This is a genomic window from Paenibacillus turicensis, assembly GCF_017873435.1.
In the GTDB taxonomy this organism is placed as follows: Bacteria; Bacillota; Bacilli; order Paenibacillales; family Paenibacillaceae; genus Fontibacillus; species Fontibacillus turicensis.
On record NZ_JAGGKG010000021.1, the window covers coordinates 1 to 21445 of the forward strand.

The window sequence follows — 21445 nt, forward strand, 5'->3', positions numbered from 1 at the left end:
AACTAAATAACCAGTCGCCAGTGAATTACCGGCGTCTGGCTGCTTAAACTTGTAAGGTGTTTTGATCCCTGTCTCACATAAAGGGGTCAGTCCCAAACTAATTTTAGCTTTCTCTATTGGAGTTATACGTAATCTCCATTCACCTTTATATTGTATGAAAATAAACGTATGTACTAGTTAGTGAAAATCTTTTTCTACTGATTTTGGCAATAGCTTAAATTTGCTTCTATGAAAGTCAATCAGTCCGTCCCGCTTCATCCATGCAAGCTCTCTGGATAAAGCACTTCGATCTACATCTAAATACTCGGCCATCGCTTCTCGATCAAAAGGAATAATAAAAGTTTCTTTTCCAGTTTCACCCATAGCTCTTGTTAAATAAGTTAGGACCTTATCACGAATAGTCGGCATAATCAGACAATCATTTCGGTCATGTAGCTCCAACGCTCGTTCTGCAATACTATCAAAAAGATTGCCAAGTAATTGCTCGTGTGACTTACATAAATTTGTACAAGGGCTCAATATGCTTTTGATAGGAATAAACAAAACTTCAAGTGGTTCTATTGCCTGTACTGACATTGGGCATCTTCGTCCACGGCTAGCCGCTGTTAAAACCGCGGTATACCCACCCGGATAATGGAGAGATACAATAATTTTCTTCCCCGTGATGCTCAATTTTGTACTTTGAGCGCTACCCTTCAATATAATGCCGACATCATCCACTAAATCGCCCTCACGGACAACCATCTCATCTTTTTCATATTCTTTCCATGTGGCTGACAGACATTCAAGCATTTGGGGAATATCATTTGGGGAAATCCCTGAAAATAAACGTGATTGACATAGGGAATTTAAGTCGCTCATGTAAGTTCTCCTCGTTGCACATGCAACATACATTTTCTTTTCACCATACTATATTAATTGTAATTAAACAAGAAGTTAGTCGCCTCTTCTAACATCAGAATGGAGGAAGAACAATGCAAGAGAAAGAAATTTCAATCAAAAGGAGAAATCGACTTTTAGCAACAAAGGTCATTAAAAATCTGCAAAGCAGAAAGTTTGAGGCCTATTACTGTGATAACGCCAAAGAAGCTGTTCAAAAGGCACTTTCCTTTATTCCAGAACATACTTCGGTATCTTGGGGTGGGTCAGTTACGCTTGAGGAAATCGGGCTTCTTAATAAAGTACGTCAGGGTAGCTATACAATCATTGATCGTGATCAGGCCCAAACAATAGAGGAACGTTATGAACTTATGCGCCAAGCTCTTTTATGCGACACCTATTTAACGAGCTTTAATGCCGTTAGCGAAGATGGCATATTGGTCAATATAGATAGTGTGGGCAATCGAACAGCGGCCATAACCTTTGGGCCAAGAAGTGTAGTTGCTATCGTTGGGATGAATAAGGTTTGCAAAACCGCTGAGGACGCAGTTATTAGAGCTAGAACATACGCTGCCCCCATTAATGTACACCGCTGTTCGTGTTCATCCAGCCCATTTTTACATTCGCCGCAAAAAACGCCCTGCCTAATCAATGGTGCTTGTGGAGATTGTAAAACTGATGATTGCACCTGTTCTTATATCGTCCAAACAAGAATGTGTAAAACGGCGGGGAGAATAAAGGTTATTCTTGTTAATGAATCCTTGGGATTTTGAAATAAATTTAATCTGGATCTTTTATAAAAGATGAGCATGCTCAATCTTAGCAACTGGGAAAACAATTTCAAACGGTTCCACTTTAAGAGTAAATATTGGCTTCACATGTGAGAGATCCGGAAACAAATTTTTGTTAATCTCTAGGTTCTCTAATTTAGCTAATCTTCCCTTCCCTTTACCTGAAAATTTAGTATAAAAATATTGATTATTGTGCAGCTGTACTAATGGAAATGGCATCAGACTTGTACTGATCGGAAAAGAAGGACCAAATGTACTTAAAGTTAAATCCGCGATATTTTCGTTTTCTTTAGATACAGTAACCCTTTCCTTTTTGGAGCTAAGCTGTTGAAATTCAAAATTAGCAAGCTCTTTCGGGATCGCCCAGTTTTCTATTCCATTCACTACGCTAGCCATTGTGGATACATAGATTTGACTGATCGTATTTAACTTTCGCCCTTGATGATGAAACTTTCCAGGTATAAAAAGCAATTCACCATAAGGTCCAGCATTTGAGGAAGTATAATCCACCAGCATCACACTTCCAAATCCTCCTGCAAATTGTTTCTGTAAAAAAGGAGGTATTCGTCCCTCATTTTCTACAAATTGACGTGTAAAGCGATAAATTAAAATATAACCTTTTCCTTGCAGACTCCAGGGGGCAGGTATGTTATTCATAAGATCAACTTCCTTTCTTGTCTAACCAGCCTTGGAATTTTTTTCGCTCAACTTCGTTATAGATTTTAAGTACAAAGGGCAGAAAACGATTTAATATTATAATTGCTGAAAATGTTTTAGAAGGATAAATGCATCTTTTTCTACGCTTAATTCCTTTTATAATTGAGGAAGCCACCGCTTCAGCTGACTGGGAAGGCCAAGGCACAGGACTATCTCCTGCCTCTTTAAAAAATGCGGTTCGTGTTGCAATTGGATAAACGACCTGAAAATATTGTTCTTTTTCAAGCTCGTATCGATAAGCGTGAGCAAAGGAATGTACCGCCGCTTTTGTAGCACTATATAAAGCATATCCTGGTAGTGGCAACACTGCCATAGCACTTGCAGTACCGATAAATTGAAATGGGCGTTGTCCATTTATTTGCTTTAGCTTCTGTGCTGTATAAAAAGTGTGATAGCTATTCGTCTCAAAAATAGTTGAAATATGCTGCCAATCCTTATCCTTGAACTGCTCATAATATGCAAAACCTGCATTTGCAAAAAAAATATCTATATTTCCTAGCTTCTTTATAGCACTCGTAAATAATGCATCTAAATCTTCAGGAACGGATACATCACATTGTTGTATAAAAAGTTTGTGATGAGTAATCGGCATTTTGTCATTTGGTTTAATTGCGGCGAGAATAACGCAATCTTCTTCTAGCAAACGTTTTACGGTTTCTAACCCAATTCCAGATGAAGCTCCTGTAACAACAACCTTTTTGTTTACAAGGTGTGTCCGTTTTAACATTATTTTTCTTCATCCATATTTTCGACATTAAGTAAAACACTAAGCTGTGAAACCGCCTCCAGTAATGATCGTAACGTTTGCTCTGGCATTTTATTAAATTGGGCTGACACAATGTCATAATTGTATTTCTCTATTAATTTAATTTGTGTAGCTCCCTCATCTGTAATGTAAAGTGTTACTGCTCTTTTGTCACTTTCATCTAGCATTTTATATAAAAACCCAGCCTTTTCAAGCCTAGATACCATTCGACTAGTAGAAAAAATAGCTTGGTTCATTTGCTTAGACAGAGAAGATATACGAATGCCAGGATGACGAATAAGTAAATGTAATAAATAAACTTCACTCCAGTTAATTCCAAACATAACCGTTTCTCGATGCTCAAACAAATAAATGCTACGCAAAAACTCAAATAATGCGGCGTCTACCTCTTTTTGATCAATCGTATACGACATGGAAATACCTCACCTTTATGCTATATTTAACAATATTTTAGCATTTTATTTGCAATGTGCAACTAAATTCAAGGTGGATTTTGTTTTATTTTTTTCTGAAAAGAAGTTGAAAAATCTCTTAAATGTATATTGGATCAGTATGTATTCACACTAGCTAGTATTTTTGATATTATTGTAAAAAAAGGTAGACTTAAATAAACGCAAGTGCGAACCCCAAGCTCACATGAAATCCCCGGGTCCTCCGCACCTCGCGTCCCACAAGGGTTTGTGGCTTTTCGGGCGTTTTTTTGCTATAATTAAAGCGCTTTAAAAGTTCCTTCGCACTTTTGCACCTGAAATCCCTTGTCCCATAAGGGCTGAAAATGGGCGCTGTCGCACTCTGTGTGAGTGCGTGGATTGAAATTTAAAAATAGGTTACGATAAATGGTCGGCAATCTAGTCGCACTCTGTGTGAGTGCGTGGATTGAAATAATTGAAACGGCTAAAGAGATTGGTTATGAAAACCGTCGCACTCTGTGTGAGTGCGTGGATTGAAATTAGTGATATTCGTAAAAGTTCTCTGTCTCTTTCGTGTCGCACTCTGTGTGAGTGCGTGGATTGAAATAGTAGTAAATCTGTTGCTTTCAAGCAATAAGGAGGTCGCACTCTGTGTGGGTGCGTGGATTGAAATCAGAAAGTTTCTAATGGGTAATTAAACACGTCTCATTTGCACTTAGTATAAGTATGTTTTCTACCTTCCAGCTTCGCCCCTTATTTTCCAACCTTACTTCCCTTTTTCAATCACAAATAAAACTACACCCCATTGTTCGATCCTATCCAACAATAAGGTGTAGTTTACTTATAGGGTAGCCTATCGATTTATCAAACATGGTTGTTAATAAATAATTCTTTACCAAAATAGAATAAAAAATGGTCTGTCCATTCATTTTGCCAATAAAGCTCTTGCTTAAAAACAGCTTCCTTGGTCATTCCGATATTGTCCATCAATTTTACAGAACTCATTGCATGCTCCAACAACTTTATGTGCTTTCGATTTTTCAAATGCAAATTTTAAAATTGATATTTTCGAAAGCAATACTCTTTCCCAAAAAATATCCAATCTAAAAAGATCCCCTTACTTTTCTAATCCAATAATTATCTACATTACGATTAAGTTAATAGTTTTTTCCTTGCTTAGGGTTCTCGATATTCCTGACATAATATACACTTCAGTCCATATCAGTCCAAACTATCTTCAGGTACAAGGGCTGATAATGCACTAGCTATGTCACTTTTAAAATAAACGGATTTCCCTTTGTTACATTCATAAATAAAATCCTTTAAGCTTTTGCTTGAAAAACTAGAATAGTCACCTACTATTGCAAGCTTCATCTTATAATTTGTGAACTTCTGTATTATTTCTCCAGCTAATCCTGTTTTGAGATCAAAGAAGCTTTCCTCTAAGCTTGCTTTATAAATAACTACACCGATACAATCAGCGTGGTAATTAGCCGAAGCCAATAGATCAAGCGCATCTTGAGTATTCGTAATTTTAGTGTCTGTATCAATAATAGCAATATTTTGATTTCTAATTGTTTTAATATTCATTTTTATCCCTGCTTTCTTGTGCAATACTTGCTGTTAATGTGGCAACTAAATTAACTATTGCCTGTGCAAACTGAATATTCCCCCATATCGTTATGCGCACCTTATTTTCAGCTTCTATGAAATGAGCGTGTAAATTACAAGAGTCTTGCTGCGTATGATCTGTGTATTTCGTATTTGCTAATGCCATAACAGCATTAATGATACGGGAGGCAATCTCATTGTCATCAACATCTATATCAATTACAGAAGATATTTTCGTTTTCAAAATAGATCGTTTGTTTTCACTTGTGCCTTCAGCTTTGAGCTGTGTTTTGCTGTTTTCAATAAAAATACTTAAATCATGTCCAGTTATTCGCCAACTCTTTCCGATTTTGCTTGCAAACAGCTTTCCTTCCCGAATATAACGTTGGATTGTCTTCGGATGAATCTTTAGCATTTCTGATATTTGTTCTACAGAATAATATCTATTTCCCATTCCTCATCATTCCCTATATAATCTTTTTAGGTTATTATAGGTTATAATAAGTAATAAGTAAAGTTATGAAAAAAGGCACTGCAAGCGCAGCACCTTCAATTTACCTTATCTCCAACTTTATCGTTTCACACATTTCGCTCAACACTTTGCGTAGTTTTCCCTGAACTGCTTCGTCGCATAAAATTACGATCTTATCTCCCGCCAAAAAGGTAGTATCGCCTCTTGGAACAAATTCTGCTTCGCCCCTAAGCAAAGAGACAAGTAAGCACGTTTTGGGCCAATCAATCTCAGACACTTTTAGCCCCTCTGCATGACTCCCATGAAACACAATTCCTTCAACTAGCACCTTTTCACCACTCAAGGAGGTTTGCTTTTTAAGCTTTAGCTTAACTAAAAGTCGATGAAGAAGCTGATCATATACAGGTGGCATATTTAGCATATCGGGAATGATATAAGCAATCAAGGAGACTAGTGATAAGGTAAGCAAATGAGAGAAGCCACCTGTCATCTCACTAATTAAGATCACGCCCGTTATCGGCGCACGCACAATCGCAGCAAAATACCCAGCCATACCAAGAATAATAAAATTGTCCAGCAGTCCATTTAATGAGCCTGTCATCAAACCCACTGTATGATAATAAATGCTGCCAATCACTGCACCGATCACCAACAGGGGAAGAAAAATACCACCTGGCGCACCAGATCCGAAGCTAATCATCGAGTATCCAAATTTAATAACTAGCAGCACAATCAACGCCCCCACTGCCATATGATTAGCAGTCAACGTTTCTACTAGAGAATGTCCGCCACCTAAAGCATAAGGATAAATGAATCCCAAAATCCCTGCCAGCAAAAATGGGACCAGCAACCTTCCAAGCTGAGAGGATATTTTGTCATATAAATCCTGAGTCTTGGAGATTGCTTTAAGATAAAGAACACCCATAACCCCAATAATAAGTCCAAAGATAATGACATGACCATATGTAGTTAAAGGCATCATATTATGAATCTGAAAATCAAAAACAGGCTGTAAACCAAATACATTTCGAGAGATGAAATCAGCCGTAATCGAAGATGCCATCGTTGACAAAAGCAGTTCGGGAGAGAAATGCTTGTGTACCTCTTCTAGCGAAAACAAAACCCCAGCAATCGGGGCGTTAAACGCAGCGGACAAACCCGCACTTGCTCCACAAGTAATTAATAGCTTCTCTTCCGTTCTCGTCCGTTGAGTTAAGCTCGCCACGCCTTTACCAGCCATTGCACCAAGCTGAATACTAGGGCCTTCTCTTCCCAAAGATAAACCACTGCCAATTGCGATTAGCCCCCCTGCCATCTTCGCAATAATCACTCTCCACCAGCAAGGGCGGATCTCCCCCATCATTTCCCCTTCCACTTGAGGAATCCCACTTCCAGATATGAATGGCTCCCATTTTAACAGCATCAACACAGCAAACGCCGCACCAATCAAAAAAACAAACCACACGGGAATCATCCACATGTGATTGCTACCATAACTTAGAATCAAACTCAACAATTTCTCTGCATACATCAGTAAATAACGAAAAAACACAACAATCGCACCCGAAACCGCACCCACCGCAATCCCTTGCAATATTAAAGCATACCTAAAATTCCGATATCGATGAATGGTTTGCTTTACTGTATGACCTTCTCCTTGCATAGCCCGCCTATCCTTTCTGTACTTTCCACTCATTTGCAAGCAACTAAAAATTATAGACCTTATCATTTTTCTATGCAAGAAAAAATGGCACAATCGTAAGTAAACCGTACATCCACATGGCCTTGGCATTGTATGCTCAAAAGCATGAAGTTTTAAATGCTTAAGTTTTTAGTTTCTCCTACTTATATATGTGCAATGACACGTAATCTCCGATAATCAGCAGTCCAATATGAGCCATTCCACAATTTCGCTCGTACCTCATCCGTCATATCTTTTAAAACCATATCCTGCTCTTTTTCTGAGAGCTTGCCCAGATCAGTATCAAAAAATTGCTTTGCCCAATGATACAAACCTTTCTCCTCGTCCTTTAAAGGGGTTGGGCGATCATAATCATATAATTTTTCGATCGTAAAGCCATGCTTTTCTAATAATGAACCAAATGTTTCTACAGTCGGAAAGTTAAATTTTGTGCTAATTGAAAGTCCCTTTTTCTCCAAAGCGTTTTTCATCCCGTTTTCGATCGTCTGAATATTTCCATAAGCTCCAAATTCACAAATAAGCTTTCCAGATGGCTTTAATGAATCTTTGATTTTCTTAATTAATAAGTCATGATCTAAAATCCAATGAAACACAGCATTTGAAAAAACTAAATCCCATTGCTGCAAATAAGGCATTTCTAACGCATTCATAACCTCAAAATCTAAGCTTGGATAGGCCTGCTTCGCCTTTTTAATCATTTCGGAGGAACCATCAATGCCTAAGACGTAATCCCCTAGTTGTGCTAGTTCCGCAGTTAGTATCCCTGTACCACAACCTAGATCTAAAATCTTTTGCGTTTTATCCTCTGGAATAAATTCCAAAAGGCCCTTCCCATACTCTGCTACAAAATCATGATTATGATCATAAAGCTTAGAATTCCACTTCATAATATCCCTCCATTTCCCTTCTTATCCCTTTGGATAAAAAACCATATTGTAAATAATACAAGGCTCTTCAAAAGGGTTGTTATAAGCATGATGAACATTAGCATGAAACCGAAGCGCTTGCTTTTCTTTCAAAATCAATTTTTGTGTGCTAACGACCATCTCTAAGCTTCCTTTCACTACAAATACATATTCCTCTACGCCATCAAGGTGTTTTTTAGATGTATGCTGACATTGCGGCTCTAATTCAATATAATAAATTTCCACATTACGCGTAGGGTCAAAAGAAAAAATAGGAAATGCTCTCATTCGCCCATCATTTTCAATAATCGGCTCTTGGGATGGTACATCAACAATATGATATTCTTCTTCTTTTTCCTCAAATAATGAGGATAGAGGTATCTTTAAACCCACTGCAATTTTCCATAACGTTGTAATCGTTGGAGATGACTGCCCCCTTTCAATTTGCCCCAGCATAGGTTTACTAACATCTGTAAGCTTAGAAACCTCATCTAGTGTAAGATTTCTCATCGTCCTAATTTCCTTTAATCGTTCGCCGATCGTTAACATTGGCGGTTGCATTTCCACACCTCCTTATATGTTATATTACTTTTTTATATAATATAACATACAAAAATACATAAAAAAAGACAAGACCACCACAAGTGATCTTGCCAATATAAGAGCTAATAAAAGGACAAACAATTGTTCCAAATCTAAGGAACGTGCTTACTAATTAAAGATAAAAGATTAGCTTGTTAAGCTTTTTACAACTCAGCTTCTTCAGCTTAGCGAGCGATAACGTGAATTGGGTGACCTTCAACCAATTCAGCAGTTTCCATAACAATTTCACCAAGTGTTGGGTGAGCATGTACGGTTAAGGCAACATCTTCAAGCGTAGCACCCATTTCAACTGCAAGGCCAAGCTCTGCAATTAAGTTGGAAGCTTCGATACCTACAATTTGCGCACCGATTACAACATCATTGTCTGCATTCGCAACAATTTTGATGAAGCCATCTGGTTGGTTCAAGGATGTTGCACGTCCGTTACCCGCAAATGGGAATTTACCGGATTTAACTTTGATGCCTTTTTCTTTTGCTTCTTTTTCAGTGTAACCTACGCTTGCACACTCTGGATCAGTGAAGCATACTGCAGGCATACCCTTGTAATCTACAACGGAAGGCAATCCAGAAATTGCTTCTGCTGCTACTTTACCTTCGTAAGAAGCTTTGTGTGCAAGAGCAAGACCTGGCACGATATCGCCAATTGCGAAGATTTGAGGGTTGCTTGTGCGACCTTGGTGGTCAACTTTAACCAAACCACGATCAGTTAATTCAACGTTAGCAAGCTCAAGACCAAGATCACCATCTGTGTTAGGACGACGACCTACAGTAACTAACAAGTAGTCTGCTGTTACTTCTTTAGCTTCACCATTTACAGTATATTTTACAGTTACGTTTTTATCAGTTTGCTCAGAGCTTTCAGCTTTAGCGTTAGTGATAATTTCGATTCCTGTTTTCTCCATGTTTTTCGCAACTAAACGAGTCATATCCTTGTCGAAACCAGGAAGAACTGCGTCTGCACCTTCAATGATGGTTACTTTTGTACCAAATTTAGAGTACATTTGACCAAGCTCAGCACCGATGTATCCACCACCGATAACAATCAAGCTAGAAGGAATTTCTTGCAAATCTAATGCTTCAGTGGAAGACAAGATACGTCCGCCAAATGGGAATGGTTTTAGCTCAATTGGACGAGAACCAGTTGCAAGGATACAATTTTTGAAGCGGTAACGTGGTGACTCATGATCGTTAAATGCACGAGCTTCAGTGTTGTTAATAAACATCACTTCACCATTAAAAACTTCAATCTTGTTGCCTTTAAGCAAGCCAGTAACACCTTGAGTCATTTTTTTAACGACACCGTTTTTGAACTCTTGAGTTTTACCAAAATCCACTTTTACATTTTCAGCTGTAATCCCGAAAGCTTCACCATGAGAAGCATTTTCGAATTGATGTGCTGCTGCGATCAAAGCTTTGGAAGGAATACATCCACGATTCAAACATACACCGCCAAGCTCAGATTTATCTACGATAACTACTTTTTGTCCAAGTTGTGCTGCACGAATAGCTGCTACATAACCACCAGGACCAGCACCTACGACCAATGTATCAATATCAAGAGAAGCGTCTCCTACTACCATTACATTACACCTCCATTACAAGCAACTCTGGATTAGCAAGGAGTTGTTTGATATAGTTCATAAAGTTTTGAGCAGTTGCACCATCAATTAGACGGTGGTCAAAGCTTAGGGACAATGCCATTACTGGAGCCACTACAACTTCACCATCACGAACAACTGGTTTTTCACTGATACGTCCAGTTCCAAGAATCGCTACCTCAGGGTAGTTAATGATTGGAGTAAAGAACATACCGCCAGCAGAACCGATGTTAGAGATTGAGATTGTGCTGCCTTTCATTTCGTTCGCGCTTAGTTTACCTTCACGGCCACGAAGTGCCAAGTCAGAAATGGACTCAGCGATCATCCAAATGCTCTTACGGTCAGCATCCTTGATTACAGGAACGATCAAGCCGTTATCTGTATCTGTTGCAATACCGATATCATAGTGTTTTTTGTATACAATTTCATTGTTTACTTCATCGATAGAAGCATTCAATGCTGGGAATTTACGAGAAGCTGCAACTAATGCCTTCACGATGAATGGCAAGTAAGTTACTTTAATACCTTTTTTCTCAGCAACTGGTTTCATACGAGTACGGAAAGCAACCAATTCAGTTACATCTACTTCGTCCATGATTGTAACGTGTGGTGCTGTGTATGCGGATTTAACCATTGCATTAGAAATTGCTTTACGGATTCCTTTGAATGGAACACGTTCTTCATCACTACCTGCAGGAATTGCAGTTGGTGCTGAAGTTTGTGGAGCTGTAGGAGCTGCTTCACTAGCTTGTGCCGCTGCTGCTGGAGCAGGAGCGCCGCCGCCATTTTTAAAGCTTTCCACATCTTCACGAGTTACTTTACCTGCTTTGCCAGTACCCGTTACTTGTGCAATATCAACACCTTGCTCACGAGCAAATTTACGCACGCTAGGAGTGGCTAACACTTCATGATTAGGTGCTGCTGGTGCATCAGCAGATGCTGCCGCAGGTGCACTTGCTGCTTCAGGAGCTTTTGCTTCTTCAGCTTGTGGCTCTTCAGCGTGATCTCCTCCACCTAACAATTGCTCAGGAATTTCACCTTCTGCATCAATCACTGCAACGACTTGACCTACACGGAAAATTGCACCGTCAGTACCAAGTACTTCTAGCACAGTACCATTTACAGGACAAGGTACTTCTACTACTGCTTTATCATTTTGTACTTCCATAATAATATCTTCGTCAGTTACTTTATCGCCTTGCTTGATATGCATTTTAATAATTTCGCCTTCATGCAAACCTTCACCAAGCTCAGGGAAACGATATTCAAATTTTGCCACTTGAAAGACCTCCTATTGTCTTATTTTTAGAATTCAAGAACTTGGTTCACTGCAGCAATTACACGTGCTGGTGAAGGAAGCCATTGATCTTCAATTTGAGCGAATGGATATACAGTATCAGGACCTGCAACACGAAGCACTGGAGCTTCAAGGTGAAGAATTGCTTTTTCGTTAATTTGAGCAATAACCTCTGCTGCGATACCTGCTGATTTTTGTGCTTCTTGAACCACAATGACGCGGTTTGTTTTCTTAACGGAATTAACGATTGTATCAATATCTAAAGGTACAAGTGTACGAAGGTCGATAACCTCTGCTTTGACACCTTTTGTTTTTTCTAATTCTTCTGCTGCTTTAACCGCAGTATGCACCATCATACCGTAGGCAAGGATAGTAACATCAGAACCTTCACGAACTACGTTTGCTTTACCAAGCTCAACCGTATATTCGCCTTCTGGAACTTCAGCACGGAATGCATGATATAAGTTCAAATGCTCCATGAAAAATACAGGGTCATTATCACGAATTGCAGAGATCAACAAGCCTTTTGCATCATAAGGGTTAGATGGGATAACCAATTTAATCCCTGGAGTTTGAGCGATAATACCTTCAAGTGAATCTGTATGAAGTTCGGCTGCTTTAACACCGCCACCAAATGGAGTACGGAATACAACTGGCGCGTTATAACGTCCACCAGAACGGAAACGCAAACGAGCTGCTTGCACTAAAATTTGGTCTAATGCTTCAAAAATAAACCCTACGAACTGGATTTCAGCAATTGGACGGAAACCTTGAATTCCTAAACCAAAAGCTAAACCACCGATTGCAGATTCAGCAAGTGGTGTATCAAATACACGCTCTTCACCAAAATCTTTTTGAAGACCCTCAGTTACACGGAATACACCGCCAACATGACCTACGTCTTCACCAAATATAACTACGTTTTGATCACGTTCCAACTCTACACGCATTGCATCGCGAATTGCTTCTTTCATATTCATTTGTGCCATTGCTTCATTTCCTCCTCTATTCTCAAGAACAATCAGATTGTTTAATTTTTATTGAAAATCTGCTTTTTGCTCTTCAAGATGTTTAGGTGTATGTTCAAACATGCTATCGATCAGTCCAGAAATTGTCATTTTTTCTGTTTGCTCTGCTTTTTTAATTTGCTCATTTACTTTTGCTTTTGCTTCTTCTTTTACGCGAGCCGTATCTTCTTCGCTCCAAAGTCCTTTTTTCTCCATGTATTTAACAAGACGGTTAATTGGGTCCTTTTCGCTCCATTCGCCTTCTTCTTCTTTAGTACGGTACTTAGAAGTATCATCAGAAAGGGAATGTGGACGATAACGATAAGTAACTGCTTCGATTAATGTAGCACCTTCACCATTACGACCGCGTTCAGCAGCTTCTTGTACAGCACTAATTACAGCAAATACGTCCATACCATCAATTTTAACGCCACGAATACCAGCAGCTACCGCTTTATGCGCAACTGACAATGCAGCTGTCTGTTTTGAGAATGGAGTTGTAATTGCATAACCATTATTTTGTACAAAGAAAATAACTGGTAATTTATAAACACCTGCGTAGTTAAGTGCTTCATAGAAGTCACCTTCTGAAGAACCACCATCACCTGTGTAAGTAATTGCAACATGTTTTTGTTTTTTCAACTTGTAGCCCATTGCAATTCCCATTGCGTGAAGCACTTGCGCACCGATAATGATCTGTGGCATAAGCACGTTAACACCTTCTGGAATTTCGCCACCATGTTGATGACCACGAGAATATAAGAAAGCTTGGTAAAGCGGAAGGCCATGCCATACTAATTGAGGCATATCGCGATATCCTGGGCAAATAAAATCTTCTTTATCTAAAGCGAACTCACTACCTACCATTGTTGCTTCTTGTCCAGAAACTGGTGCGTAAAAACCAAGACGTCCTTGACGACCTAAGTTAATTGCACGTTCGTCCCAAGTACGGGTAAAAATCATACGATAAATAAGTTCTTTTAATTGATCATCGGAAAGATTAGGTACTTTATCTTTGTTCACAATTTCGCCATCTGGCGAAAGTACGGTTAATGCTTCAACTTCCTCCGTATATACTTCATAAGGAATTTTGCTCATTATATTCACCTCGACAAAATATTTGATAATTCAATGTCTCTGTTATAGAATTATTATACAACTGTTTCACCGAATAAGTCAAAGGAAATAGCAATATTCCCCTAACATTTTTTATTTTGTATATGTAACAGCAACACTTAAATTATATAACAGTTTTATTGCAGTTACATGAATAGATACTGTATGATTGACATATACAGGCTTAATATCAACACTAAAAAGCGAATGGTTGTAAATTATAATATTTCTATAAGGGAGTTTTAACTATGACAGAGCAGCGTTATTTAAAACGAACAATTATAAAAGAAATCATTGACAGCGAAAATTTAGGCGAAAAACGAGCATTAAGAATCTATCTCCCCCCCGGCTATAATGAAATTCTCAGCTATCCCGTCATCTATTGTCAGGATGGCGAAGAATTTTTCAACTTTGGTCGTATTGCAACTATTGCAAATCACCTCATATTAGATGAAGACATTGAACCCTTTATTATTGTAGGTGTTGAAGTAGATACCAAAGTTCGCACCTCAGAATATGCTCCATTTGGAGAACGCTTTGAGGCATATACGTCTTGTTTTGTTGATGAAATTATACCCTTTGTAGAACGTAATTATCCTGTAAGACGAGAAGCTTCTGAGCGAATACTTGCTGGCGATTCATTAGGTGCAACAGTATCTTTGCATTTAGCAATGAAATATCCTCACACCTTTTCAAAAATTATTAGCTTGTCTGGTGCTTACTACGGTGCTTCTCTTGAGCTTTTAGCAGCAGAAAAGAACCTTTCTCACCTTTCTTTATTTATGATTGTAGGATTACAAGAAGACAATTACACGACAGATACAGGTACCTATAATTTTGTAGAGCTAAATCGACAAGCAAAATCATTATTAGAAGAACGTGGTGCAAAGGTTCATTATTACGAAAAAGACGGTAAGCACTTATGGGGATTTTGGCAACTAGAGCTTCCTGATGCAATAAAACATTTCCTTATGTAGTAATTAGGTCTAATTAACCGATGGTGAATTTTTTCAAAAAAATAGGCTGCTCCTTAATTGATTACTATTCTCTTTGATCACGCTTACATTTTCCGTCTTTTGCAGTCCTATTCTTTTATTCTTTTCACTTAAATCTATTGTATTATCCCAGAATCAAATTGTGCAACTAGAATTTCTGAATTATACTTGGGTAAGCTAATATAAACAAATAGCTTTTAGGTATCCCTACTGAAAGGAAGTAAAGCTATGTCAACTAAACGTGTTTTTATTTTTGCAGGTGGTAATATTGATGAGCATTTATTAGAAGAAATTTGTGAAGAGGATTTTATTATTGGTGCAGACCGTGGTGCCTTGTTTCTAGTAGAGCATAATATAGAGCCTAATCTAGCCATTGGAGATTTTGACTCAGTGACAGAGCAGGAATTGCAAAAAATTAAAGCACATAGCATAGAGATGATGGCATGTGACGCTATTAATAAGGATTTAACAGATACTGAATTAGCTTACGAGCTTGCGGTGGAAAAACAGCCAAAGGAAATCATTTTAGTTGGTGCAACTGGAACAAGACTTGATCAGACTTTCGCAAACATTCAAATGATGTCAAAAGGGTTACAGCATCAAATCAAAACCTATATTATAGATAAAAATAATTATATTACTTTAATCGGCTCCTCTTGTACAGTTGAGGCACGTGGATTCAGCTACGTCTCACTACTTCCACTAACGCCACAGGTAACTGGTATAACATTAGAGGGATTTATGTATCCTTTAAATCAAGCAACCTTAAAAATGGGACATTCTTTAGGTGTTAGCAACAAGCTTATCGGACAATCAGGTACAGTACATATAGATAGCGGATTACTACTCATTATTCAAAGTAAAGATTAAAATTAGTTACAACATTGTAACCAAGATCAAAATAGTTACTTTATTAAAAAACCTTATTCCAATAAGGTTTTTTTCTATTTCTCCTTTTAAAACCACCCCATATTATTAATTTTCTGTAAACTTTAATCGTTTTTTAATAAAAGGCCTCAAAACCAAGCCCTGTAAGTAATACAGCATTACTTCCAAAATATAGGTTGTCTCAAACCTGTTATACTTTTGTTCGAACCTATCAAACAAACTAGTATTTTGGAGGTAACAACATGAAAAAGCATAACATATTCCAAAAGGTATTAACGGTAGGCATTGTGTCAACCATCGGATTCAGCACGCTACTTGCAACTGGAGCATCTGCTGCCGAAGTTTCCCCAACACCAAGCAACATTAACGCTAATATCACTACTGACATTACTGCTGATATCACAGCATCATCTAAAGCTTCTCAAATCATTAGCTATGGTAAGAAATTCATGGGGACACCATATCAATTTGGTGCTTCAACATCAACAACTAGAGTATTTGATTGCTCTTCCTTTACAAAGTATATTTTCCAAAAATACGGGATTACATTACCACGTACATCTGTCGCACAATCCAAAGTAGGAAAAGCTGTTTCTAAAGCAAACCTTCAAGTGGGAGACCTATTATTTTTCTCAAGTGGTAGTAGAGCAAATGGCAAAAATGTTACTCATGTTGGTGTGTATGCGGGTAATGGTAAAGTTCTTCATACCTATGGATCACCTGGTGTAACATTGTCTGATCTTAACTCTGGAAATTGGAAAAAAACATATTTAAAAGCTCGTCGTGTATTATAGTATTTGAATTTTAAATTAAATGATAGAGAGGCGCCCATAAATGATTTTCATTTATTGTGGCGTCTTTTTATTGCAGCATATACCCTACCCCTCTTACGGTATGAATCAGTTTTCTTTTTCTGCCGCTATCTATTTTTTTTCTTAAATGCCGGATGTAAACATCAACGACGTTAGTATCAATTAAAAATTCGTGTCCCCAGATATCCTTTAAAATCACATCACGCTCACATACCGTATTTATCCTCTGTGCCATATATAATAACAACTCAAATTCCTTTGGGGTTAGTCTGATCATCTCTCCATTTCGATAAACACGATGACTATGGATCTGAACCAATAAATCTTCATACCTAATTTCATTTACATTTTTCTGGGATAGCTCAAACAACGTAATAAGATTATGCATTCGAGCAATCATTTCATCAATAGGGATCTCGTTTCCTACTACATCATTTGCACCATGCTCAAATAACAATACGTTTTCCTGACTGCCACCGTAGGCGTTAATGGCAATGAGTGGAAACATTCTGCTTGAGCGAACATATTTTACCCAATCTAATGTTTTGTCATCTACGACAGTTGCTCGGAAAATAACAAGCTTAGGATATAAGTGGTCTTGTAGCATGTAAATAAGCTCTTCGTAAGAATAGTAATTTAAGTCAAAACCTGCTTCCTTTAACCTTTGTCGCCATTCCCCTTGCTCCTGTTTTTCTTCCTCTACCCACCAAACAATCTGCTTTTCCATGGATAATCCCCCTGTAATCTGAACAATCGTATGTTTAGAATTCTCCATATATAGAAAAACCATTCTCCTTCCATTTATATTTATGGATGAAGAATGGTTTTATTAGATCATTGAGCCGACCAAGCCTCAACATCCCAAACCTTGGTTACCCAATCCTCATAAAAATCAGGTTCATGTGATACCAGTAATACAGTACCTTTGAATTCTTTTAGGGCACGCTTAAGCTCTTCTTTTGCATGCACATCTAAGTGATTTGTAGGCTCATCAAATAAAATCCAGTTTGTTTCCCTCATCATTAGCTTACACAATCTAACCTTAGCTTGTTCGCCACCACTTAACGCTCGTAACTGTCTAGTAATGTGTTCATTTTTGAGTCCACAACGTGCAAGATGGGCACGGACCTCATGTTGGTTTAAATGAGGAAATTCATTCCACACGCTATCAATTGGTGTACCATTACCCGCAGCTACCTCTTGTTCAAAATAGGCTGGCTCTAAAAAGTCACCTTGATATGTTTTGCCACTAAACGGACTTATCTTACCTAAAATTGTTTTCAGCAACGTTGATTTACCAACACCGTTACAACCAACAATAGCAATTTTTTCGCCACGTTCAATCGTAACACTCATCTTAGGCAATAAAGCATAATCATACCCAATCTCAAAATCAATACCTTCAAAAACCGTTTTACCACTAGCTCTCGCTTCTTTAAAACCAAATACCGGTTTTGCTGCTTCTTCTGGGCGATCGATACGTTCTAGACGATCCAACTGCTTCTCACGGCTTTTTGCTCGTCCTGATGTAGAATAACGCGCTTTATTTCGCGCGATAAAGTCCTCTTGCTTTTTAATAAATTCCTGTTGCTTTTCATAAGCATCAATATGCTGGTTTTTATTCATATCAGCCATTTCAAGGAATTTGTTATAATTTGCTGAATAACGAGTTAGCTTTGCAAACTCTAAATGATAAATTACATTAACAACTTGATTCATAAACTCCGTATCGTGAGAAATCAAAATAAATGCATACGGGTAGTTTTGCAAATAGTTAGTTAACCATTGAATATGCTCTACATCCAAATAGTTGGTAGGCTCATCTAATAGTAATACCGTTGGCTTCTCAAGCAACAGCTTGGCTAGCAATACTTTAGTACGTTGTCCCCCACTTAAGGAAGCTACATCACGTTCTAAACCAATCGCTGACAAGCCTAGCCCATTTGCCATTTCCTCTACCTTAACATCAATTAAATAAAAATCTCCGATGTCTAGCTGCTCCTGAATATCACCCATTTGGTTCAGCAGTTCCTCTAACTCCTCGGGTGATGCATCAGCCATTTTATTCGTAATTTCCATCATTTCCTTTTCAAGCTCTAACAAGGGCAAGAAAGCATCTTTAAGAACATCACGAACCGTTTTGCCTGGTGTTAACTTCGTATGCTGATCCAAATACCCATATCTAATTCTTGGTGTCCATTCTACTTTACCTTGATCCTTTAGCAACTGACCTGTGAGAATATTCATAAGAGTAGACTTACCTACCCCATTTGCCCCAACTAGTCCAACATGTTCGCCATCCAATAGACGAAAAGAAACATTTTTAAATAATGTACGATCCCCAAAATTGTGGGAGACATTTTCTACACTTAGTAAGCTCATATCCTTTACAAAAACCCTCTCTTAGTCGAAATAAGTCATTTACGTGTATTCAACAACCTATTTTAGCATAATATGAAGGGTTTTTTGAACCTCTCCAAAATAAATCTTTGACACGTGATTTCAAATTTCTAAGAAATAGCATTGTTTTTGACTTATTTATGCTTCTTTTCTTTCCGCTACACGTAAAACTCTTCTAGTTGCCCTTGTATTCCAACCCACTAGATACTCTATTATGGACACTAATGACCTTTTATAAGCACGAGTGATCGGTTGCATTTTTAAATGATGGGTATGTGCATTTTCAAGCTGAAGCGCTATATTTGCCTCATTCCACGGGACAATAATAGGCTCAGAATCCCAACAGATCGGAATATCCTTCATCAAGTTCATCATATATTCATGACTTAAATGGCTATCAACGGCTTGAATATAAACAGGTTTTACAGTTATTCCCTTTAGTTCAGGCCATTTTTTAAATAGCTGCTGGAACCATTGCTTACTTTGCTCAATATCATAACGATCAAACGTTGACATCCAAACAACGGCATCCGCCGAATACCAAGCATCGTAACAACCACAGTGGAAATCATTAATATCTATTAATAAATAATCATAAGCACCAGCTAAACCACCTAATTCAAATATCTCCTTATTAAGTTCATGCTCATCCTTAAAGCCTGCCGCTACATCAAAGCCATAAAATGGTGTTAATCTTAGCTTGGACTCAGTACTACCAATACAATAGCCGTATTTACCAGAAGCAGTAGCATCTACTAGCAATACCTTTTTATTAGCTGAGGATAATATTTTACTCAAATAGAGCAGAAATTCATGCTTATCACTTATACCTGCAAAAATATAACGTTTCAACTTAGTCGTCTCCTTTTGTCCTTTTCATTTTCCACCACAAAGCAATTGACGCAATTAACCTACGTTTAGGGATTAGCCATTGCTGAAGTAAATCTAAGATTACTGTCTTCATTTCCTCTCCAGGCTCAAATGGATCTAAATCTAAAGGTAGATGATGTATTAAACTTTTACTTTGTCGCCTCATCTCCTTGATTTCCTGTACTGGAGCAAAGGGGACAACACATATCCAATCTCGCTTCAGCATCACTGAATGTGTCTCCATAAATCTCATTATGTCAGCTCTACGCCACTCTGCCGCAGCCGCAACAATAAACGCGATATCTGCACGCATAAACTCTTCTTGCAAATATGGATTATTAGTTGTACCAAGATCACAAACGACATAATCATAATTTTGTGCCAATAGTCCAATATACTGTGCTCTAGTTGGTTGTTTAAAATAAAAGACACGATTGATCTGTATTTCTAAAGCATTGCTGAATTCAGGAAATTCAAATCCTTCTACAATTGAAAATATACGTTCAAACGCTGTTGAAGCCGGGTCAAGCTCGATAATAGCAACTCGATAACTCATTTTTGCAAGTGAATGTGCAATAGTAATCGCAGTGTGTGTAACACCAACTCCTTGTGAAACACCACTTACAGCAATAAGATTAGTTTTCCCTTCCTTTAATATTTCTTCTTTTTGCAACACTAGCTTCTGTAATACCCGAATAAACATATCTGCCGATGAATAACGATCCTCTGGGTTAGGCTGCATCAAAGATTGAACCACAGGCAATAACAGACTATAGCCTCGTTTGGAAAACAACTCCTCCGCTTCCTGTGTTAGTTCACTATATTTACAGCCTGTACCTAAAAATAGCAATACCGCACCTAAAGAGTATAGATCAGCTCTACCATCACTTTGAGTTCCTACAAATTGTTCTGGAGCGGCAAAACCAATTGTCCCTAGCTTCACCGTATCACTGACTTGATCTTGTTTATAGCTGCGAGCAATTCCAAAGTCTACAAAACGGACCTCCTCATCTTCGTCTATTAACAAATTAGATGGTTTAATGTCTCGGTGTATAATGGGGGGATCCTGACTATGCAAATAATGCAACCCTTCCCCTATTTTTAATCCAATATGACCTAATTGCTTTACAGATATAGGTTTATTTTTTTCTTTTATATACTGATCTAAATGTATGCCCTGAATGTAGTCCATCACTAAATAACAGTACTGTCTATCATTAGACCACAAAAAATCAACGATTCTTGGCAATCTAGGATGACTTAGTTTAATTAACAACGAAGCCTCCTCTTCAAGTGCCCTGCCTGTGTCATCACTTACACCACTTTCCTTAATCGCCCATTGTTTACCTAATAGCTTCATATCATCAGCTAAATACACTCTGCTCATTCCACCTACACCAATAACCTGCAAAATCTGATATCTACCTCCTACAACGTCTCCTGAAGTAAGCTGTGGCATAAACTTCAACGATTCACCCCCTATGTAAGACAACAAAAAAGGGAAAGCTCCACATCCAACTATCCATCTGGTTCATTACCAAATAAATAATTGCATGGGATGCTTTCCCAGCTAAGTTATTTTTGTGCTTTAATTTGAAATTAGTAT

22 protein-coding genes and 1 CRISPR repeat array are annotated in these 21445 nt (G+C 38.0%); of the genes, 4 read left to right on the plus strand and 18 right to left on the minus strand.

What is annotated here, in order from left to right:
- Positions 1-177: 177 nt before the first annotated feature.
- Positions 178-861, minus strand: a complete 684-nt coding sequence (locus J2Z32_RS18000) for a Crp/Fnr family transcriptional regulator (protein WP_210090584.1) — start codon at positions 859-861, stop codon at positions 178-180.
- Positions 862-974: 113 nt separating this feature from the next.
- On the opposite strand from J2Z32_RS18000, the gene J2Z32_RS18005 reads away from it, so the two are divergent.
- Complete coding sequence (locus J2Z32_RS18005) at positions 975-1652, plus strand: lactate utilization protein (RefSeq protein WP_210090585.1); 678 nt, start codon at positions 975-977, stop codon at positions 1650-1652.
- A 21-nt stretch (positions 1653-1673) separates the two neighbouring features.
- On the opposite strand, the gene J2Z32_RS18010 is transcribed toward J2Z32_RS18005, so the two are convergent.
- The 13 genes from J2Z32_RS18010 to pdhA all read right to left on the minus strand — a co-directional run bounded on the left by J2Z32_RS18010 (position 1674) and on the right by pdhA (position 13856).
- Positions 1674-2327, minus strand: a complete 654-nt coding sequence (locus J2Z32_RS18010; RefSeq protein WP_210090586.1) for an acetoacetate decarboxylase family protein — start codon at positions 2325-2327, stop codon at positions 1674-1676.
- A 4-nt stretch (positions 2328-2331) separates the two neighbouring features.
- Positions 2332-3114: an SDR family NAD(P)-dependent oxidoreductase gene (locus J2Z32_RS18015; RefSeq protein ID WP_210090587.1), complete on the minus strand. Its 783-nt coding sequence runs from the start codon at positions 3112-3114 to the stop codon at positions 2332-2334.
- Positions 3114-3566, minus strand: coding sequence for a MarR family winged helix-turn-helix transcriptional regulator (locus tag J2Z32_RS18020; RefSeq protein WP_210090588.1), 453 nt, complete (start codon positions 3564-3566; stop codon positions 3114-3116). Before J2Z32_RS18020 ends, J2Z32_RS18015 begins: the two co-directional genes overlap by 1 nt.
- 371 nt (positions 3567-3937) lie before the next feature.
- A CRISPR array of direct repeats spans positions 3938-4236; the repeat unit is 32 nt; unit sequence GTCGCACTCTGTGTGAGTGCGTGGATTGAAAT.
- 191 nt (positions 4237-4427) lie between these two features.
- Positions 4428-4568: a hypothetical protein gene (locus tag J2Z32_RS18025; RefSeq protein WP_210090589.1), complete on the minus strand. Its 141-nt coding sequence runs from the start codon at positions 4566-4568 to the stop codon at positions 4428-4430.
- 216 nt (positions 4569-4784) lie between these two features.
- Positions 4785-5153 carry a DUF4180 domain-containing protein gene (locus tag J2Z32_RS18030; RefSeq protein WP_210090590.1) on the minus strand — a complete coding sequence of 123 codons (369 nt, stop codon included), beginning with the start codon at positions 5151-5153 and terminating at the stop codon, positions 4785-4787.
- Positions 5143-5628, minus strand: a complete 486-nt coding sequence (locus J2Z32_RS18035) for a helix-turn-helix domain-containing protein (RefSeq protein ID WP_210090591.1) — start codon at positions 5626-5628, stop codon at positions 5143-5145. Before J2Z32_RS18035 ends, J2Z32_RS18030 begins: the two co-directional genes overlap by 11 nt.
- A 100-nt stretch (positions 5629-5728) precedes the next feature.
- Positions 5729-7309, minus strand: a complete 1581-nt coding sequence (locus tag J2Z32_RS18040; RefSeq protein WP_210090592.1) for a ClC family H(+)/Cl(-) exchange transporter — start codon at positions 7307-7309, stop codon at positions 5729-5731.
- 182 nt (positions 7310-7491) lie between these two features.
- Positions 7492-8235, minus strand: coding sequence for a class I SAM-dependent methyltransferase (locus J2Z32_RS18045; RefSeq protein ID WP_210090593.1), 744 nt, complete (start codon positions 8233-8235; stop codon positions 7492-7494).
- A 21-nt stretch (positions 8236-8256) separates the two neighbouring features.
- Positions 8257-8814, minus strand: a complete 558-nt coding sequence (locus J2Z32_RS18050) for a helix-turn-helix domain-containing protein (RefSeq protein ID WP_210090594.1) — start codon at positions 8812-8814, stop codon at positions 8257-8259.
- Between the two features lie 206 nt (positions 8815-9020).
- Positions 9021-10436: a dihydrolipoyl dehydrogenase gene (gene lpdA / locus J2Z32_RS18055; RefSeq protein WP_210090595.1), complete on the minus strand. Its 1416-nt coding sequence runs from the start codon at positions 10434-10436 to the stop codon at positions 9021-9023.
- Positions 10437-10440: 4 nt separating this feature from the next.
- On the minus strand, positions 10441-11733 hold the full coding sequence (locus J2Z32_RS18060) for a dihydrolipoamide acetyltransferase family protein (RefSeq protein ID WP_210090596.1): 1293 nt from the start codon (positions 11731-11733) through the stop codon (positions 10441-10443).
- A gap of 26 nt (positions 11734-11759) precedes the next feature.
- Positions 11760-12740, minus strand: coding sequence for an alpha-ketoacid dehydrogenase subunit beta (locus J2Z32_RS18065; RefSeq protein ID WP_210090597.1), 981 nt, complete (start codon positions 12738-12740; stop codon positions 11760-11762).
- Positions 12741-12788: 48 nt separating this feature from the next.
- A complete protein-coding gene (pdhA, locus tag J2Z32_RS18070; protein ID WP_210090598.1) occupies positions 12789-13856 on the minus strand; it encodes a pyruvate dehydrogenase (acetyl-transferring) E1 component subunit alpha in 1068 nt (355 codons plus the stop codon).
- 266 nt (positions 13857-14122) lie between these two features.
- Here pdhA and J2Z32_RS18075 point away from each other — a divergent pair, with 266 nt between their 5' ends.
- The 3 genes from J2Z32_RS18075 to J2Z32_RS18085 all read left to right on the plus strand — a co-directional run bounded on the left by J2Z32_RS18075 (position 14123) and on the right by J2Z32_RS18085 (position 16551).
- Entirely contained in the window at positions 14123-14851 is a 729-nt protein-coding gene (locus J2Z32_RS18075) for an alpha/beta hydrolase (protein ID WP_210090599.1), read from the plus strand.
- 246 nt (positions 14852-15097) lie between these two features.
- Complete coding sequence (locus J2Z32_RS18080) at positions 15098-15739, plus strand: thiamine diphosphokinase (RefSeq protein ID WP_210090600.1); 642 nt, start codon at positions 15098-15100, stop codon at positions 15737-15739.
- Positions 15740-15999: 260 nt separating this feature from the next.
- Positions 16000-16551 carry a C40 family peptidase gene (locus tag J2Z32_RS18085; protein WP_210090601.1) on the plus strand — a complete coding sequence of 184 codons (552 nt, stop codon included), beginning with the start codon at positions 16000-16002 and terminating at the stop codon, positions 16549-16551.
- Positions 16552-16618: 67 nt separating this feature from the next.
- Here J2Z32_RS18085 and J2Z32_RS18090 read toward each other — a convergent pair whose 3' ends face one another.
- The 4 genes from J2Z32_RS18090 to J2Z32_RS18105 all read right to left on the minus strand — a co-directional run bounded on the left by J2Z32_RS18090 (position 16619) and on the right by J2Z32_RS18105 (position 21298).
- A complete protein-coding gene (locus J2Z32_RS18090; RefSeq protein ID WP_210090602.1) occupies positions 16619-17296 on the minus strand; it encodes a response regulator transcription factor in 678 nt (225 codons plus the stop codon).
- A gap of 107 nt (positions 17297-17403) precedes the next feature.
- Complete coding sequence (locus J2Z32_RS18095; protein WP_210090603.1) at positions 17404-18951, minus strand: ABC-F family ATP-binding cassette domain-containing protein; 1548 nt, start codon at positions 18949-18951, stop codon at positions 17404-17406.
- Between the two features lie 156 nt (positions 18952-19107).
- Positions 19108-19821, minus strand: coding sequence for a hypothetical protein (locus tag J2Z32_RS18100; protein WP_210090604.1), 714 nt, complete (start codon positions 19819-19821; stop codon positions 19108-19110).
- Position 19822: 1 nt separating this feature from the next.
- Positions 19823-21298, minus strand: a complete 1476-nt coding sequence (locus J2Z32_RS18105; RefSeq protein WP_245251598.1) for a serine/threonine protein kinase — start codon at positions 21296-21298, stop codon at positions 19823-19825.
- Positions 21299-21445: the final 147 nt, after the last annotated feature.

Coding starts and splice junctions, on each gene's coding strand:
- J2Z32_RS18030 (WP_210090590.1), bottom strand. CDS start 5,153: ATGAATATTAAAACAATTAGAAATCAAAATATTGCTATTATTGATACA.
- J2Z32_RS18000 (WP_210090584.1), bottom strand. CDS start 861: ATGAGCGACTTAAATTCCCTATGTCAATCACGTTTATTTTCAGGGATT.
- J2Z32_RS18050 (WP_210090594.1), bottom strand. CDS start 8,814: ATGCAACCGCCAATGTTAACGATCGGCGAACGATTAAAGGAAATTAGG.
- J2Z32_RS18020 (WP_210090588.1), bottom strand. CDS start 3,566: ATGTCGTATACGATTGATCAAAAAGAGGTAGACGCCGCATTATTTGAG.
- J2Z32_RS18105 (WP_245251598.1), bottom strand. CDS start 21,298: ATGCCACAGCTTACTTCAGGAGACGTTGTAGGAGGTAGATATCAGATT.
- pdhA (WP_210090598.1), bottom strand. CDS start 13,856: ATGAGCAAAATTCCTTATGAAGTATATACGGAGGAAGTTGAAGCATTA.
- J2Z32_RS18040 (WP_210090592.1), bottom strand. CDS start 7,309: ATGCAAGGAGAAGGTCATACAGTAAAGCAAACCATTCATCGATATCGG.
- J2Z32_RS18065 (WP_210090597.1), bottom strand. CDS start 12,740: ATGGCACAAATGAATATGAAAGAAGCAATTCGCGATGCAATGCGTGTA.
- J2Z32_RS18025 (WP_210090589.1), bottom strand. CDS start 4,568: ATGAGTTCTGTAAAATTGATGGACAATATCGGAATGACCAAGGAAGCT.
- J2Z32_RS18045 (WP_210090593.1), bottom strand. CDS start 8,235: ATGAAGTGGAATTCTAAGCTTTATGATCATAATCATGATTTTGTAGCA.
- J2Z32_RS18085 (WP_210090601.1), top strand. CDS start 16,000: ATGAAAAAGCATAACATATTCCAAAAGGTATTAACGGTAGGCATTGTG.
- J2Z32_RS18005 (WP_210090585.1), top strand. CDS start 975: ATGCAAGAGAAAGAAATTTCAATCAAAAGGAGAAATCGACTTTTAGCA.
- J2Z32_RS18075 (WP_210090599.1), top strand. CDS start 14,123: ATGACAGAGCAGCGTTATTTAAAACGAACAATTATAAAAGAAATCATT.
- J2Z32_RS18015 (WP_210090587.1), bottom strand. CDS start 3,114: ATGTTAAAACGGACACACCTTGTAAACAAAAAGGTTGTTGTTACAGGA.
- lpdA (WP_210090595.1), bottom strand. CDS start 10,436: ATGGTAGTAGGAGACGCTTCTCTTGATATTGATACATTGGTCGTAGGT.
- J2Z32_RS18010 (WP_210090586.1), bottom strand. CDS start 2,327: ATGAATAACATACCTGCCCCCTGGAGTCTGCAAGGAAAAGGTTATATT.
- J2Z32_RS18080 (WP_210090600.1), top strand. CDS start 15,098: ATGTCAACTAAACGTGTTTTTATTTTTGCAGGTGGTAATATTGATGAG.
- J2Z32_RS18035 (WP_210090591.1), bottom strand. CDS start 5,628: ATGGGAAATAGATATTATTCTGTAGAACAAATATCAGAAATGCTAAAG.
- J2Z32_RS18090 (WP_210090602.1), bottom strand. CDS start 17,296: ATGGAAAAGCAGATTGTTTGGTGGGTAGAGGAAGAAAAACAGGAGCAA.
- J2Z32_RS18095 (WP_210090603.1), bottom strand. CDS start 18,951: ATGAGCTTACTAAGTGTAGAAAATGTCTCCCACAATTTTGGGGATCGT.